Source organism: Longitalea luteola (assembly GCF_017356035.1).
Lineage (GTDB): Bacteria > Bacteroidota > Bacteroidia > Chitinophagales > Chitinophagaceae > Niastella > Niastella luteola.
This window is the reverse complement of record NZ_JAFIQX010000005.1, coordinates 239,846-253,150: the sequence shown is the minus strand read 5'-3', so window position 1 is coordinate 253,150 and position 13,305 is coordinate 239,846. Positions and strand designations below refer to the sequence as shown.

Annotated in this window: 12 protein-coding genes; 4 read left to right on the top strand and 8 right to left on the bottom strand. The window is 46.7% G+C overall.

Annotation, left to right across the window (positions count from 1 at the left end; all coding sequences use genetic code 11):
• From JUB15_RS15075 to JUB15_RS15050, 6 genes are all read right to left on the bottom strand, one after another.
• Entirely contained in the window at positions 1 to 1,179 is a 1,179-nt protein-coding gene (locus tag JUB15_RS15075; RefSeq protein ID WP_207513320.1) for a pyridoxal phosphate-dependent aminotransferase, read from the bottom strand.
• Positions 1,180 to 1,328: 149 nt separating this feature from the next.
• Positions 1,329 to 2,219: a prephenate dehydratase gene (locus JUB15_RS15070; RefSeq protein ID WP_207513319.1), complete on the bottom strand. Its 891-nt coding sequence runs from the start codon at positions 2,217 to 2,219 to the stop codon at positions 1,329 to 1,331.
• 331 nt (positions 2,220 to 2,550) lie between these two features.
• Positions 2,551 to 3,114: a hypothetical protein gene (locus tag JUB15_RS15065; protein WP_207513318.1), complete on the bottom strand. Its 564-nt coding sequence runs from the start codon at positions 3,112 to 3,114 to the stop codon at positions 2,551 to 2,553.
• A gap of 123 nt (positions 3,115 to 3,237) precedes the next feature.
• Positions 3,238 to 4,452 (bottom strand): T9SS type A sorting domain-containing protein, encoded by a 1,215-nt coding sequence (locus JUB15_RS15060; RefSeq protein ID WP_207513317.1) that lies wholly within the window; start codon positions 4,450 to 4,452, stop codon positions 3,238 to 3,240.
• A gap of 291 nt (positions 4,453 to 4,743) precedes the next feature.
• Complete coding sequence (gene murQ, locus JUB15_RS15055) at positions 4,744 to 5,565, bottom strand: N-acetylmuramic acid 6-phosphate etherase (protein WP_207513316.1); 822 nt, start codon at positions 5,563 to 5,565, stop codon at positions 4,744 to 4,746.
• A 51-nt stretch (positions 5,566 to 5,616) separates the two neighbouring features.
• Complete coding sequence (locus JUB15_RS15050; protein ID WP_207513315.1) at positions 5,617 to 6,459, bottom strand: N-acetylglucosamine kinase; 843 nt, start codon at positions 6,457 to 6,459, stop codon at positions 5,617 to 5,619.
• Between the two features lie 402 nt (positions 6,460 to 6,861).
• Here JUB15_RS15050 and JUB15_RS15045 point away from each other — a divergent pair, with 402 nt between their 5' ends.
• Together JUB15_RS15045 and JUB15_RS15040 are read left to right on the top strand one after the other, a co-directional pair.
• The gene (locus JUB15_RS15045; RefSeq protein WP_207513314.1) at positions 6,862 to 7,053 is read left to right on the top strand and encodes a hypothetical protein; all 192 of its coding nucleotides are present in this window, start codon (positions 6,862 to 6,864) and stop codon (positions 7,051 to 7,053) included.
• A 13-nt stretch (positions 7,054 to 7,066) separates the two neighbouring features.
• Entirely contained in the window at positions 7,067 to 8,653 is a 1,587-nt protein-coding gene (locus JUB15_RS15040) for a S41 family peptidase (RefSeq protein WP_207513313.1), read from the top strand.
• A 187-nt stretch (positions 8,654 to 8,840) separates the two neighbouring features.
• On the opposite strand, the gene JUB15_RS15035 is transcribed toward JUB15_RS15040, so the two are convergent.
• Positions 8,841 to 9,203, bottom strand: coding sequence for a DUF6249 domain-containing protein (locus JUB15_RS15035; protein ID WP_207513312.1), 363 nt, complete (start codon positions 9,201 to 9,203; stop codon positions 8,841 to 8,843).
• 228 nt (positions 9,204 to 9,431) lie between these two features.
• Between JUB15_RS15035 and JUB15_RS15030 the strand changes: the two genes are divergently transcribed.
• Both JUB15_RS15030 and JUB15_RS15025 read left to right on the top strand, forming a co-directional pair.
• On the top strand, positions 9,432 to 10,016 hold the full coding sequence (locus JUB15_RS15030) for an RNA polymerase sigma factor (protein WP_207513311.1): 585 nt from the start codon (positions 9,432 to 9,434) through the stop codon (positions 10,014 to 10,016).
• 32 nt (positions 10,017 to 10,048) lie between these two features.
• A complete protein-coding gene (locus JUB15_RS15025) occupies positions 10,049 to 10,573 on the top strand; it encodes an anti-sigma factor family protein (protein ID WP_207513310.1) in 525 nt (174 codons plus the stop codon).
• Between the two features lie 197 nt (positions 10,574 to 10,770).
• Here JUB15_RS15025 and JUB15_RS15020 read toward each other — a convergent pair whose 3' ends face one another.
• The gene (locus tag JUB15_RS15020; RefSeq protein ID WP_207513309.1) at positions 10,771 to 13,047 is read right to left on the bottom strand and encodes a Tex family protein; all 2,277 of its coding nucleotides are present in this window, start codon (positions 13,045 to 13,047) and stop codon (positions 10,771 to 10,773) included.
• Positions 13,048 to 13,305: the final 258 nt, after the last annotated feature.

The window sequence follows — 13,305 nt, the reverse complement described above, 5'->3', positions numbered from 1 at the left end:
CTAATTAACTTTTAATGCTGGTAAAAATGCTTTTATCCGTGTAATGCTTTCTGCGAACTTTTCTTCCGTGCTGCACAGGCTCACCCGTATATAGCCATCGCCTGCCTTTCCAAAAATGCCCCCGGGCGTTATAAATACCCCGGTATTGTACAGCACCTGATCGCTCAGCTCATAACCGGTCTTGTAGCCGGCCGGGATCCTGGCCCATACAAACATTCCAGCCTGGCTTTTATCATACACGCATTCCAGCAGATCGAGCAATTCAAAAACTTTCTCACGACGCTTTTTGTAAATAGCATTCACTTCATCGTACCAGCTCTTTGGTAATTGTAATGCTTTGGCAGCCGCTAATTGTGCGGGAAGGAACATACCGCTGTCCATATTGCTTTTAAACCGCAGTACTTCATCGATGCGCTCTTTGGCGCCGCTCAAGACCCCTACCCGCCAGCCGGCCATATTGTGCGATTTACTGAGCGAATTCAGCTCGATCGCTATTTCCTTCGCCCCGGGCACCCGCAGTAAACTCGTGGGGTTGTCGTTCAGGATAAAAGAATAAGGGTTATCATGACAAACAAGAATGTTATGCTTTTTACCGAAGGCCACGATCTTTTCGAACAGGCTAACAGACGGTAGTTGCCCCGTCGGCATTTGCGGATAGTTGATCCACATTAATTTAAATGTCCCACCGGCAGCCACCAGTTTATCCAGCGCATTAAAATCAGGCTCCCAGTTATTGGCTTCCGTAAGATCGTAATCAACGCATTCGCCACCGGCCAGTTTAACGGCGCTTCTGTAGGTAGGATAGCCGGGATTGGGTACCAGCACTTTATCGCCTGCATTCAGGTAGGTCATGCAAATGTGCATAATGCCTTCCTTGCTGCCCAGCAGTGGTAATATCTCTGTATCGGCATTCAGTTCTACATCATACCATTTCTTATACCAGTCGCTGATGGCTTTACGCAATACCGGCGAGCCTTTATAACTCTGATAAGCATGTACATTGGGTTTGGCGCTTTCTTCCTGCAGGGTCTTTACCACATCGGCATGCGGCGGCAGGTCGGGGCTGCCAATGCCCAGGTTGATCACGTTCCTGCCCTGCTTGTTCAACTCATCGATCTCCCGCAGCTTTTGCGAAAAATAGTATTCGCCAATTCCTTCCAATCTTTTTGAAGTTTGCATATCATTGTTTTTCTTGATCGTATAACTTGTATCGTTAGTGATTTGTTTCTCAGTTACCGGTTGCGGTTTCCAGGCGCCGCGCTTTTCCTGCAGGCTGCTCGCAATTCGAGGGCTGTATTCCCCGGTAACCGGTACCTTGGAACCGGTACCTATTCAACAGTCTTCCCATTCTTATAAACGCCGTACACTTTCAACTCTTCCGTGATCGGCTTCATATTTTTAATAACCTCTTCAAACTGATCCTGCGTAGTGAATTCCATATCTGCATGAAAACTGTATTTCCAGTCGCTGCCGGGAATGGGAAAACTTTGCAGCTTGCTCAGGTTGATGCCGCCATCGGCAATGCGGGTAAGTACCCGGGCCAGGCTGCCGCGCGAGTGATCGGTGATAAAGCTCACCGATGCTTTATTGGCATCAGCTACCGGTTGCGCTACTTCCTCTGGTTGCAGCACCAGGAACCGGGTATAATTGTTTTTCATGGTATGTATGTTGGGGGCGATCACTTCGAGATTGAACAGGTCGGCGGCGAGTTTGCTGGCGATGGCGGCGATGTGTTTACTGCGATGCTGGTGAATATGTTTGGCGCTTAAGGCGGTATCCTCAGTCTCTACCAGCTTCCAGTTGTATTTGTCGAGGTATTCAAGGCACTGCTGAATGGCCATGTGGTGGGAATGCACTTCGCGGATGTCTTCCAGTTGTACGCCGGGATTAACTAACAGTTGTTGTTTTATAGGCAGGTATATTTCTCCAATGATCTTCAGGGTGCTCTTCTGCAACAGGTTGTAGTTGGGTAAGATGCTGCCGGCGATGGAGTTCTCGATGGCCATCACGCCACCATTACTTTCCTTTTTGCTGCTGGCGATCCTGGTTAGTTCGCGAAAGGTGGCGCAGGGGATCACTTCTACATTTTTGCCGAAGAACTGGCGGGCTGCTACCTGGTGAAAACTACCTTCATATCCCTGGATAGAAACCTTTATGCCTGTACCCTGCATGCCATTGGAGCCTGGCGTGATCTCCTGTTGTTGTTTTCGGTCGATCATAGATTTTTTTTTATGCTTTACCCGTTGAACGGGGGATTAAAAAGCAATAAAAAAAGTCCCGGCTTTTTCGCCGGGACTTCTTATGTTGAACTTTTTGTTTATTCTTATTTTGTTGTCAACAAAAGCATTCCCGGCCTACTGGTAAAGTAGAAATAAAAATAAAAGTAAAAGAAACGGTATGCCTTTGCTGTAATCATTACATCAAAAATAATAACTAAATACTTACATGCAAACTTTTTTCAGATAATTCTACTGTCCCCAACCCACCCGTTTTAGTGTAAAACACAGTCTGGGACTGCTTTTCAGCGAATTAAAAAACCGGTTTTCAAATTTATTCAAGCCTTTTGCGCATTTGTTCATCAATTTTTTTGAACAAATGGAAGGGCTTATAAGTGCGCCAGTTATCGAGATCCATCAGTTCAACGTAGCGATTCAGGCGGGCTCCTTTGAAGTCGTATTGCGTTTGTTCGGGCATGTTGAGGATCACGATCCAGCCTTCTTCGTCGGTCACTTCTTCAAACCATTCCTGGTAATAGTCTTTATCGCCGCTATGAAAATTGAGTACGTTCTCGGCAATGAAAATGAACTTGCTGATACCCTCGTAGAAAAAAACGTCGGTTACCTCCCGCTTCAGCTCCATGATATCATTTTCTATCGCATCGTTCCATTCACCGATCAGTTCTATGATCGCATACTTCTCTTCATAATCGGCCATTAATGTTTTCAGGTACATGGTGCGGGAACCGAAATCGTCCCACTGCGGATGGATATAATAATTGTAAACAGTTTGTGAAAATGTAAACTCAGAATACACCCTTCCGAAAAACGGTGACCGCTCATCCTGCTCACTGGTGTAAATGTGACGCCAATTATAAAATGGTTCTATCTCATGCATATTTTTATGTCAATTGTCACTTGGCAATCTTGCTTAAAAACCATGCCACGAAGGCATTAAAAGAAAAAAGGCTGTAGCAATTTACAGCCTTCGCAATGCGGTTTCCAAATATTTTTTTATTGTTTATTCTACCATCAACTTGTCGGTAAACACCGCTTTTTTACTATTACTTAACACTTTGATCATGTAAGCGCCTTTGGCCAGGCCTGCCTTAAGAAACACAGGCACAGACTGGGTTCCATTGACCATGGCTATCTTCTCTGAAATTATTTTTCCTGTAAGATCAACCAATTGAATTGTATACCGACCGGATTCCTTACCATTGAAATTAACATTTACCCAACTGGTAGCAACGGGATTGGGATACATTGAGATCTTATCATTGCGAATGATAGCCCTGTTAATTAACGATATAACCGGTTTATCATTGGCAAAGGCCAGATTGCCATTGGCCAGGTCAGATGCATTGAAGACAGTGCCTTTGATATCTATACGCGTGGCCAGCCATGAATGCATATCTACTTTGTAATATGCTTCGGCTGTATTGGCACTGCTTACGATCAAATCACCATCATTATCTACCACGGCGCCGTTAGTAGTGAAGGTAGCCGGCAAACCCTGGATCTCTGCCACCCAGCTGGCCAGCCTGGTTTGAATGTTCACCTTGAACACCTGGCGGTACGCAGATATTACATACAGGTTATCGGCAGCATCGGCGATCATATCTCCACCCCAGCCCGTTGTTTTTGCATGTATCGATCTTTCGCCATTGTTGGCATCGTCCTGCAATGCACCCAGATCGGTGATCACCGGTTTGCGGCCCGTAGTGAACCTTATCAGGTGATTGGCATCGTTGCTTAGCGCATAACCATTGCCATCAGCAGCAATGACCATACGGGTAATATGATTGGCTTCGTTATTAAGATCAGCAGCCGGCGTGAAATTTTCATTCTCGAAGTAATATAGCTTGGGAACCTGTTCACCCAGGTCGAGGTAGCGAAGCTGGTTAGTGAATAACGGCGCATAATAGAGGCGGTTGTGCCGCTGGTCATACGCGCAGGCGGCCGACAGCGAAGCTACCGGAACAGTCACATTAGGTGTAGCGCCATTCTGTGTAGTAACTGCTTTAATTTCTTTTCCGGTTCGTGCATTGTACACCGTGAAATTAGGCTGCTTGGAATCAAAAATAGAGCGGGTAACGGTACCGGTTGTAAAGTCGATCTGCTTTACATCCGTCCAGTTGAAATTTCCTTTTTCTGAACTTGTTATAGCGTATGCTGTCGTTAATTTTTGTTGGGCAGAAACTTGTGTATTGGCCAATAGCAAACACGTTGCCATAGCAGATAGTGTAAAGCTGTACCTCATAAGTAAAAGTTTAATGATATGTACTTAAAAGTTACAGCTTTTTACGGAGCCTGCCAATGCTAAATTATTGTCATCTGTTTATAGTAACCACGTGAATGGGCAATGGTGAATGGTGAATGGTGAATGGTGAATGGTGAATGGTGAATGGTGAATGGCTCGCGATGTTTTTAGCCTTCCGGCTTCTGACCTTAGACTTCAGACCTCAGTCTTCCGACTTCATACTGCAGACTTCCGACCTCCGCCTTCAGCCTTCCGCCTTAAGCCTTAAGCATTAAACGAATCAACCGCCTTCTTCACGCTGCCATATTTCAGCAACAGTTCGCGGGCTTTATCGTAGCTGTTGATACCGGTTTTTTCCATTACCATCTTGGTGCCCCTGTCAACCAGCTTGCTATTGGTAAGTTGCATGTTTACCATTTTATTATCTTCTACCCGGCCGATCTGGATCATGACCGCGGTAGAGATCATATTCAATACCAGCTTTTGTGCGGTGCCGCTTTTCATGCGGGTGCTGCCGGTAACGAACTCGGGACCTACCACTACTTCAACAGGCAGTTCAGCTGCATCGGCCAGCGGCGAGCCCGCGTTACAGGTTATACAACCGGTGGTAATGCCTTTTTGGCGGGCTTCGGTAAGGGCGCCGATCACATAAGGCGTTGTGCCGCTGGCGGCAATGCCTATTACGACATCCTTTTCGTCAATAGCATGTTTCATAAGGTCGAGCCAGCCCTGCTCCCAGCTGTCTTCAGCCTGCTCTACCGGGCGTTGGATAGCCACATCGCCACCGGCAATGATACCGATCACCAGGCCCTGGGGAAGGCCATACGTGGGGGGAATTTCGCTGGCATCCAGGATGCCCAGGCGGCCGCTGGTACCGGCGCCAATATAGAAGAGGCGGCCACCGGCCAGCATTTTATCGGAAATAGCAGCCACGAGTTTCTCTATTTGCGGGATGGCTTTCTCAACTGCAATAGGCACCTTCTTATCCTCATTGTTCATGTTGGTAAGCAACTCAGGAATACTCATTTGCTCAAGATGCCGGTAATTGCTCGGCTGCTCTGTTACCCTGGTAAATTCTGCTGCCATAGTTCTGTTGTTCAATGTTTTATTCGGGTTCTGCACAAGGTTTGTTATTTGTTAAACATGGTATTGGATCAGGCCTTCCATAGCGCCTTTTAGAATTTTCCCCTGCTCAAATTCATAGGAATGAGACAACTCCTGAATTATATCATGGAACGCAAAAGCCACGCCGCCTACAAAATGGATGGGGCTGTTCCAGCTTTCAGGGAATTTACATAAGTGTGTAAAATAGAAATCATTCAAACCGTCCTCAATGATATTTTCAATCATATAGTGCCCCCTGTTTTCCGACAAAAACAGGCAAAAAGTGGCCATGTATCTGTTTGCCAGGGGCTTCCGGTATACGTTCTCTAAAATTTCTACGGCTGATGTATTATATCTTTTTTCGAATTTGTAACGCAGCTCTTCATCAAACGTATTGTACAAATAATATTGAAGTACTTTTTTGCCGAGGTAGGCGCCGCTTCCTTCATCGCCCAGGATATACCCGATGCCCGGAGCCTGCCTGGTTATTTGGTTACCATCGTAATAAACGGCAAAAGAGCCGGTACCCAAATTACAGGCCATGCCTGCCTCGCGCCCATTGAGGGCCCTCGCCGCTGCCAGCATATCATCACTCACTTCTATCGAGGCCTTTTCAAAAACAGTTGTTAGTGATTGCCGCACCATATCTACGTTAACCGGATTCCGCATGCCGGTTCCATAATAATGTATTTCTTCTATTACTGCCGATGCCGGTAACTGAGGCAGTAATTCCTGCTGCAGTAACGCTACCGTTTTTTCTGTATTAAAGAAATACGGACTGATGCCCTGAGTAAAAACTGTTTTAGTGTTCTCCTTAGATTCTGCCAGAAACCATTCACATTTGGTGGCCCCACTATCTGCCAGCAGTATTGCCATATTTATAACCGTTTAGTCGTATAATTTCCAAACTCTTGTTACAGGCTCATTTATACACATAGCCATCCTGCGAAGGTAAGGCGCATACCTGAAACAACCATGCTGAAAGCCAGGCATATACCTTGCACAAAAACGCAAGCAGCCCGTCTCTACGCTGCCTTCCCCCATCGGCTATTGGTTAAAAGTACCGGAACCATGCGGTCTGTAACCATTCAAAACAAAAAGCTGTTTCTTGCAAATTAATTATGAACTTCGCCGAAAATTTATAGATTTCTATCCCTTGCGATGCTGTTTCTTTGCTGCTCCGGCAAATTCACTTACAGTACGCAAAATGCTCAACCTGCCTGCTGCGCCTTTGCGTAGCTTCGGGCCGGCGGGCAGGCGCTAAACGCGGAACGCACAATGCTGAACGCCGAAACCGAACTTCAGGCTCTCGAAATTATTCGGTTTGAACGTATTCGGAGAAAAGCGTTAAGCGTTCAGCTTAATTTCGGACTTTTCGAAATTATTCGGGAAGAAGGTATTTCGGAGGACGGCGTTAAGCCTTCAGCGTTAAGCGTTCAGCTTAATTTCACCGGCCTTATTAAAACATAACTATATAAAGCAGATGAAAAGACTTCAAGTATGGATGCCACTGTTATTTTCTCTTGTATTGATCCTGGGCATGTTCATCGGTTCGGCTTTAAGGCAGAACGTCCCCAGCTCCCGCGGTATTTTCAACAGTGGTAAACGTTCTGTGCTACAGGAAGTGGTTGACCTGGTCAATTTGAAATATGTCGACAAGGTTAATACCGACAGCCTGACCGAAGACGCCGTACAGGCTATGCTCGCTCACCTCGATCCGCACTCGGTTTTTATTCCTGCTTCTAACGTTGAAGAAATAAACGAAGACCTGCAAGGAAATTTTGAAGGCATCGGAGTTGAGTTCTTCATCATCGACGATACTGTTCATGTAACCAATGTGCTGGCTGACGGGCCCAGCGACAAAGCCGGCTTGCAGGTGGGTGATAAGTTCCTGAAAGTAGGCGACTCGGTGGTAACAGGCAAGTCTATCAACGCCGATAAAATAAAGAACTTTCTGCGGGGCGTAGGCGGCAGCAAGGTTGAAGTGACCGTTTTACGCGCTGGCAAACAAATAAAAACGTCCATTACCCGCGGAACCATTCCTCTGTACTCAGTGGATGCGGCTTATATGATCGATACCTCCACCGGGTACATACACCTGAACAAGTTCTCGGGCACCACCTATGAGGAATTCATGAAGGCCATGGAAACCCTGCAGGCGAAAGGCATGACCAAACTTATTTTCGACCTGCGCGGCAATGGTGGTGGTATACTCACTGAAGCTACCGACATAGTTGATGAGTTCCTGGGCAATGACCGCCTGATCGTATACACACAAGGTAACAAGCAGGAAAAAATAGAATACCATTGTAAACGCCCGGGGCTGTTTGAAACCGGCAAGCTGGTACTGCTGGTTGATGAAAGCTCTGCCAGCGCGAGTGAAGTAGTGGCCGGCGCCCTGCAGGACTGGGACCGTGCTACCATTATTGGGCGCCGCACCTTTGGCAAGGGCCTCGTACAGGAACAATATGACCTCAGTGATGGATCGGCGCTGCGCTTAACTGTGGCCCGGTATTATACTCCTATTGGCCGGAATATTCAAAAGCCGTATAACCGGGGCCGTGCTGCTTATAATGATGAACTGGCTGAACGTTTCGAGAACGGCGAGCTGGTGAATGGCGATACCGTTGCCAAACATAATGGTCCGGCCTACAAGACCAAAAGCGGCAGGATCGTATATGGTGGCGGTGGCATTACACCCGACGTATTTATTCCTTTCGATACGGCTACTTTCTCGAGCAACGTGTATGTGCTGTTCGACAACCAGTTGTTCAGCAAATTCATTTACATCTACTACCAGCAGAACAAGTCGTATTTCGACCAGTTCAAGAACCCGGCTGATTTTGCGCGTCGTTTTACCGATACCCGCACTGCCTGGAACAGCCTGGTAAACTATGCCGGCAAAAACGCCGTGAACGTACAGAACGTACCCGAACGCGATAAACTGGAGATCGAGAAACGCATCAAGACCTGGCTGGCCCGTCAGATCTGGCGCATGGAAGGTTATTACGAGGTTAGTAACACCGATGATGCAGCGCTGACCAGGGCGTTGGCGGAAATGAAAAAATAAAAACCCACCCTTAAAGGGGAGTTACAGGTTACAGATCGAAAAGTAATAAGATTTTTATAACAAGAAAGCCCCGGATTACATTCGGGGCTTTTTCATTTTGTTGATTGTTGGGTTATGAGGTGAAATGCTGAATGGTCAATGGTCAATGGTGAATGGTCAATGGTGACTTCCGACCTCTGACTTCGGTTCAGGGGGCCGCGGGGTTAGGGGGGTATAACTCTTTCTTCTCGATCCGGTAAGAAGCTATCAAGCCCGTACCACCGCCCATGGCAATAAAGGCAAACCACAATGCCGGGTTCTCATAATCGTGCAGCATGTACTGCGTAATAAAATAAGACAGGGCCAGTCCCAAACCTGCGCCAAACAGCAGCAAACCCCATTTCAGATTGGTATATGGCGCCGGCCGGTTGATCTTGTCCCGGGGGTTCAGTCCTTTTTCAAGCATGGCCAGGTTTTCACGGCTGATCAAATACCTGATGCCAAAGATCATGATCAACAATCCCAAAGAAGAGATGATCAACCAGATGATCGCTAATATTCCTTTATCCATAATGTATATTTTTTAAGTTCTATACATCTATGACTACAGCTGTTGCCGGCAGGTTACAGGCTAACCGGTCAATTTATTTCATAAATGAACAGAAAAGTATCAAAACCGAACAGTTCTGTAATAAGCCTTCTAAATAAACGACTGATAATCAAACCTGCCCGATTCCGGCACAGCTAATGCGCCAAAGCCTGTAACCTTTATTTGTCTTACATCGTCATACCGTTAATAATGCAAACCGGACCGGGTGATACTGAGATCATTAGCAGGGTACTGAAAGGCGACCAGGCTATGTATGCTGAATTGGTAAAGCGATACCAGAATTTCGTTTTTACCATAACCTTGCGCTATACCCCTGCCCGGGAAGATGCCGAGGAAATAGCCCAGGACGTGTTTGTCAAAGCTTACCGGAGCCTCGCCGATTTCCGCGGCGATTCAAAATTCAGCACCTGGTTGTATACTATTGTCACCACCACCTGTATCACTTTTTTACGCAAAAAAAGAATACCGGTGCATTCACTCGATAACGAACGGGTGTTTGAGGTGGCAGACAATCAGAATTCGGCTTTCCGCGCCAACCAGGTAGAACAGAAATCCAAAGCGCAGGCCATACAGGAAGCCATGCGGTTATTGAGTGTTGATGACGCCCGGATCATTACCCTGTTTTACCAGGCTGAACAAAGCCTGGAAGAGATCGGCCGTATCCTGGGTATCGATCCCAATACCGCCAAGGTAAAACTGCACCGCGCACGGCAACGGTTGAAAGAGAAAATGGAAAAACATTTTGCAGAAGTCGTTGAAGAGCTGAGGGATTAGCCGGTTAAAAATTAACGCGTAAAAACACAACTATGAACAAGCAACAACATATAGAGGAACGTTTGTGGGAGTATATCGACGGCGCAGGCAGTGCTGAGGACCGCTTGTTTATTGAACAATTGATAACTACCAACCAGGAATGGAAAACCAAATACGAGGAACTGCTGCAATTACAGGACATGCTGAGTCACCTCGAGCTGGACGAACCCTCCATGCGGTTCACCCAGAACATCATGGAATCTATCAGCAAACATCATATAGCCCCTGCTGCCAGATCATACATCAATAAACGGATCATCTGGGGCATTGCCGGTTTTTTTATCTGCAGCATCATTGTATTGCTGGTGGCCTGTTTAACCCAGGTGAACTGGTCGGCCGGCAGTTCCGTCAGCTCTTCTGCGATCAACTTTGGTAAGCTCAGCCATGTAGACCCCGGCCGCTTTATTAATAGTACCTACACCACCCTATTCATGATGATCAATGTAGTGCTGGGGTTGGTGTTGCTGGATCGTTACCTGAATTTCCGTAAATCTAAAATGGAAAGTAAGAGGTCGTGAGTGGTGAGTGGTGAATGCTGAGTGGCTCGCGATTATCCGGATCAATATAGGATTCTGCGCCGCCCGAATTTTATTGCAGGCGCCCGATTGCCGATTAACGACATAAAGCAAAAAGCCTCCGCTATCAGCAGAGGCCTTTTTATATTTCGCTCTTCAACTAGTTAACTGGTCAACTGGTTAACTGGTTAACTGGTCAACTAATCATTAAACTTCTTCTTCAACTCAGCCAGCTTCGCCTGGAACGGATTCAGCGGCTCCTGTTTCTTCGGCTGGCCCTTTCCGCCAGCTGCCGGCTTACGATCGCCACTGCCGCCACTGCGTCTTTCACCGCCGCCACCTTTCGCCTGATCCTTCATGGTAAGGGAGATCCTTTTACGGGGCACATCCACTTCAGTAACGGTAACCATCACCTTCTGTTGCAGCTTCACCACTTCGTTGGGATCAGAAACATAGGTATTGCTCAGCTGGGAAATATGCACGAGACCATCCTGTTTAACACCAATGTCGACAAACACACCAAAGTTGGTGATATTGGTAATGATGCCGGGCACTGTCATGCCGGGTTTTACATCCTCGATGGCTTTGATGGTGTCATCGAAGCGGAATTCCTCGATCGGGGCGCGCGGGTCGCGACCAGGTTTTTCCAGCTCTTTCAAAATATCATCGATGGTGTATTCACCAATGCTTTCGTTGATGTATTGTCTTTTATTGATCTTTTTACGCAGATCGGCTTTTTTGATCAGGTCTTCAAGCGACGCCTGCAGATCCTTCGCCATGGCTTCAACTACATGATAGCTCTCCGGATGCACGGAAGAATTATCCAGCGGATTTTCAGCCCCGGGAATACGTAAGAACCCTGCGCACTGTTCGAACGATTTGGGTCCCATCATAGGCACTTTCTTCAATTCTTCACGGGTTTTGAATGGACCGTTCTTGGCGCGGTATTCAACAATATTTTTAGCCAGCGTATTGCTTAAACCGGAAACATACACCAGCAGGTGTTTGGAAGCTGTGTTCACATCAACGCCTACAAAGTTCACCGCACTTTCTACTACCCTGTCCAATGCTTCCTTCAGGCGGGTTTGGTTAACATCGTGCTGGTACTGGCCAACACCGATCGATTTGGGATCGATCTTTACCAGTTCACTCAGCGGATCGAGTAAACGGCGGCCAATACTTACGGCGCCACGAACCGTTACATCATGATCAGGGAATTCTTCACGGGCAACTTCTGAAGCAGAATAAATAGAAGCGCCGCTTTCATTCACCTGGAATACGCTTACCGGTTTGCCATAATCGATGCTTCGTACGAGTTGTTCAGTCTCGCGGCCTGCTGTTCCATTTCCAACACCAATGGCCTCGATATCGTATTTGTCGACCAGGAATTTTATTTCAGCTACACTCTTCTGCCATTCGTTCTGTGGCGGGTGTGGATAGATAGCTGTATTGTGCAAAAGATTACCTTGCGCATCGAGACATACGACTTTACAACCGGTACGGAAACCGGGGTCAAGCGCCAGTACTCTCTTCGAGCCCAAAGGTGAAGCCAGCAACAGCTGACGCAGGTTCTCGGTAAACACCTGGATAGCTTCTTCGTCGGCTTTGTTCTTGCTGGCCAGGCGGAACTCGTTTTCGATAGATGGTTTCAATAAACGATCGAATGAATCATCGATCGCTTTCTTAACCTCATTGGCAAACGGGTTGTTGTTTTTCACAAAGGTCCTGTTCAACTCATCAATAGCGGTTTGTTTGTCGATATTGATATCCATAACCAGGTAACCTTCTTTCTCGGCACGGCGTATAGCCAGTATGCGGTGAGAAGGACTGTCAGCCAGGTTCTCATTGAACTCAAAGTAATCACGGTATTTCTGTGCTTCCTCTTCTTCTTTTTTGCTGCTTAGTACTTTCGACGTCAGCCTGGCTGTTTCGGTGAACTGCTGACGCACCTTATTACGCGCCTGCTCATTTTCACTCACCCATTCTGCAATGATATCGCGGGCGCCCTGCATGGCCTCTTTAATATCTTTAACCTGCTCATTCAGGAATTTGGCAGCTTCTTCATCAGGATTTTCATTGCCCTGTTCAAATACCAGTTTCGCCAAAGGCTCCAGTCCTTTTTCAATGGCCTGCGTAGCTCTTGTTTTGCGTTTGGGTTTGTACGGCAGATAAATATCCTCCAGCTCCGTAGCGTCGAAACAGTTCTCTATGCGTTCTTTCAGCTCGGGTGTTAATTTTCCGAGGCCTTCTATCGTTTTAACAACTGTTTCTTTGCGCTTATCCAGTTCAGAAAAATAAGCGATCTGTTCAACCACCTGGGTGATACCCACTTCATCCATGTTGCCGGTCGCTTCCTTCCGGTAACGGGCCATGAACGGAATGGTAGCACCTTCACTTTGCAACTGGTGAATATTGGTGATCTGCTTAATGCTGAATGATAATTTTTCAGCGATCTTCTGAATGTACTTTACTTCCATCTATTAGAATTTGCAGTTTTTTAATTTCGATTAACCTGCTATCCCCTTCGCCGGCTGCTGACTTCCAATCTCCGGCTTCCGGTAAAGGGGTCGCAAATGTAAGGCATCAAAACAAAGAAAAAACTTGTTTTTACCAACAACATTTTTTTCCGAAAAACGTAACCTATTTTATTAGGTCTGATCAAAATTATAACATATAAAGGTTGAAGCGGCCATCACCAGAATTAATCTTGCCGGCTTTTTCATTAAGAAAAAAAA